The sequence below is a fragment of the Mesorhizobium sp. M7A.F.Ca.CA.002.15.2.1 genome (assembly GCF_003998715.1).
In the GTDB taxonomy this organism is placed as follows: Bacteria; Pseudomonadota; Alphaproteobacteria; order Rhizobiales; family Rhizobiaceae; genus Mesorhizobium; species Mesorhizobium ciceri.
On sequence record NZ_RZPI01000822.1, the window covers coordinates 1 to 2,214 of the forward strand.

3 protein-coding genes are annotated in these 2,214 nt (G+C 62.6%); 2 read left to right on the top strand and 1 reads right to left on the bottom strand.

Annotated elements, in window-relative coordinates; translation table 11 throughout:
- Positions 1-521, bottom strand: a 521-nt coding sequence (locus tag ENZ74_RS29795; RefSeq protein ID WP_164761310.1) for a LacI family DNA-binding transcriptional regulator, incomplete at its 3' end; no start/stop codon positions are given.
- A 170-nt stretch (positions 522-691) separates the two neighbouring features.
- Here ENZ74_RS29795 and ENZ74_RS29800 point away from each other — a divergent pair.
- The gene (locus ENZ74_RS29800; protein WP_063169774.1) at positions 692-1,783 is read left to right on the top strand and encodes a fatty acid desaturase family protein; all 1,092 of its coding nucleotides are present in this window, start codon (positions 692-694) and stop codon (positions 1,781-1,783) included.
- Positions 1,784-1,871: 88 nt separating this feature from the next.
- On the top strand, positions 1,872-2,186 hold the full coding sequence (locus tag ENZ74_RS29805; protein WP_027161041.1) for a MocE family 2Fe-2S type ferredoxin: 315 nt from the start codon (positions 1,872-1,874) through the stop codon (positions 2,184-2,186).
- Positions 2,187-2,214 lie beyond the last annotated feature (28 nt).

The window sequence follows — 2,214 nt, forward strand, 5'->3', positions numbered from 1 at the left end:
ACCTTGCGGTTGTCGAGGCCGATATAGCCCTCCCGGATGCCGGCGGCAAAATCGGACAGCACCGAAAAGACCGGCTGCCCTCTCGCCTTCAAGGTTTCCACGACCGCTGTCAGGGTCGGATGGTCCGGACCGACCACGGCGATGGCCCTCGATTTCGCCGCCAGCCTGCGCATCTGGGAGGCGATCTCGTCGGGAGCCAGGGAGCTGGCGAAATCGATGCTCGCAACGCCGCGGAAGCGCTGCGATTGAGAGATGGCCAGTTCGAGTTCCCGCGCGAAGTCACCGTAGAAGGCATCGTTGCCCCGCAGCAGCAGGAAGCCCAGGCGGTACTCCGGCAACTCCTGGCGCATGCGCTGCTTGATAAGGCCGGCGGCGTGGTAGCCGATGTCGGTAGCGGTCTCGTAGACGCGGCGCGCTGTCTCTTCGCGCACCGGCAGCCGGTTGTTCAGCACGCGGTCGACGGTGGCGACACTGACGCCCGAGATGCGCGCCAGATCGGATATTGTCGGCCGCTTCACCATGCTTGCCTCGTCGGGTTTGCTCGAGCCCTTCGTACATCATCCTGATGGGAAATGATAGAAACTATCTTTATGATGTTGAGTCTATCATCAGTCGGCGTTACTTTGACGCCCGAAGCCAAGGGATTTCATGGCATTCGCTCTGGCGGATGCCTTTGCCGAGGGAGGCAATCATGTCCACTGCGCCGTCCCGGCGTGACTACAGCCTGATCGGCCGCGACGCCAAGCTCGCCGTCGAGACCGGCCTGTCGGCGGCCGAGTGGTATCACACCGACATACCGCGCAAGCAGATGAAGGAGCTGATGCAGCGCTCCGACGGGCCGGCGATCCGCGATACGGCGATCTGGTTCGCCGCCCTGACCGTCAGTGGCGCCGGCGGCGCCTGGCTCTGGGGCACATGGTGGTGCGTGCCGTTCTTCTTCGTCTATGGCGTGCTCTACGGCTCCTCGACGGATTCACGCTGGCACGAATGCGGTCACGGCACCGCCTTCCGCACGCAATGGATGAACGATGCGGTCTATCAGATCGCCTGCTTCATGATCATGCGCAATCCGGTGACCTGGCGCTGGAGCCACACGCGCCACCACACCGACACCATCATCGTCGGCCGCGACCCGGAAATCTCGGTGATGCGGCCGCCGGATCTGGTTCGCGCCATGCTGGGCTTCGTCGGCGTGCTCGACGCCTGGCATGCGATGAGCGATATGCTGCGCAACGCCGCCGGCACCGTCAGCGCCGCCGAAAAGACCTTCATTCCAGAACAGGAACAGCCCAAGGCGATCCGCGTCGCCCGCATCTGGACGGCGATCTATGCCGCCACCGTCGGGCTGGCGCTCTACACCGGTTCGTTCCTGCCGCTGATGCTGGTCGGCCTGCCCAGGCTCTACGGCGCCTGGCACCATGTCATGGTCGGGCTGCTGCAGCATGGCGGCCTGGCCGACAATGTCACCGACCACAGGCTGAACAGCCGCACCGTCTACATGAACCCGATCAGCCGCTTCATCTACTGGAACATGAACTACCATGTCGAGCATCACATGTTTCCGATGGTGCCCTATCATGCGCTGCCGAGGCTGCACGAACTGATCAAGCACGATCTGCCGGAAGCGACACCGTCGATCCTGGCCGGCTACCGCGAGATGATCCCGGTCTTCCTGCGCCAGCTGCGCAACGAGGACTATTTCCTCAAGCGCGAGCTGCCGCCGACCGCACGGCCATATCGCGAGGAATTCCACAACGACACTATCGCCGCCGCGGCGGAATGATCGTGCTTCCATCCGATCCAGACTGTTTATTTAACGCAATTCCGGACGGAAAACCGCTGCGCACTTTTTTGCTTTTGGGAGGACTTGAATGAGCGACTGGGTCGAGGCCTGCGCCACCGGCGACATAGACGAGGAGGATGTGATGCGCTTCGACCATGGCGGCCGCACCTTCGCCATCTATCGCAGCCCCGACGACGAGTTCTTCGCCACCGACGGCCTTTGTACGCATGAAAAGGTGCACCTGGCCGACGGGCTGGTGATGGATGACATCATCGAATGCCCCAAGCACAATGGCCGCTTCAACTACAAGACGGGTGACGCCCGCGGCGCCCCGGTCTGCGTCAACCTGAAAACCTATCCGGTCAAGGTCGATGCCGGCAAAGTCCTGATCCAGATCGGATGACCGATATGGCGGGGGGGATGCTCATCAT

What these genes read in the sequence shown, in the direction of transcription:
- ENZ74_RS29805 (WP_027161041.1), top strand. Translation starts at nt 1,872, where the DNA reads ATGAGCGACTGGGTCGAGGCCTGCGCCACCGGCGACATAGACGAGGAG.
- ENZ74_RS29800 (WP_063169774.1), top strand. Translation starts at nt 692, where the DNA reads ATGTCCACTGCGCCGTCCCGGCGTGACTACAGCCTGATCGGCCGCGAC.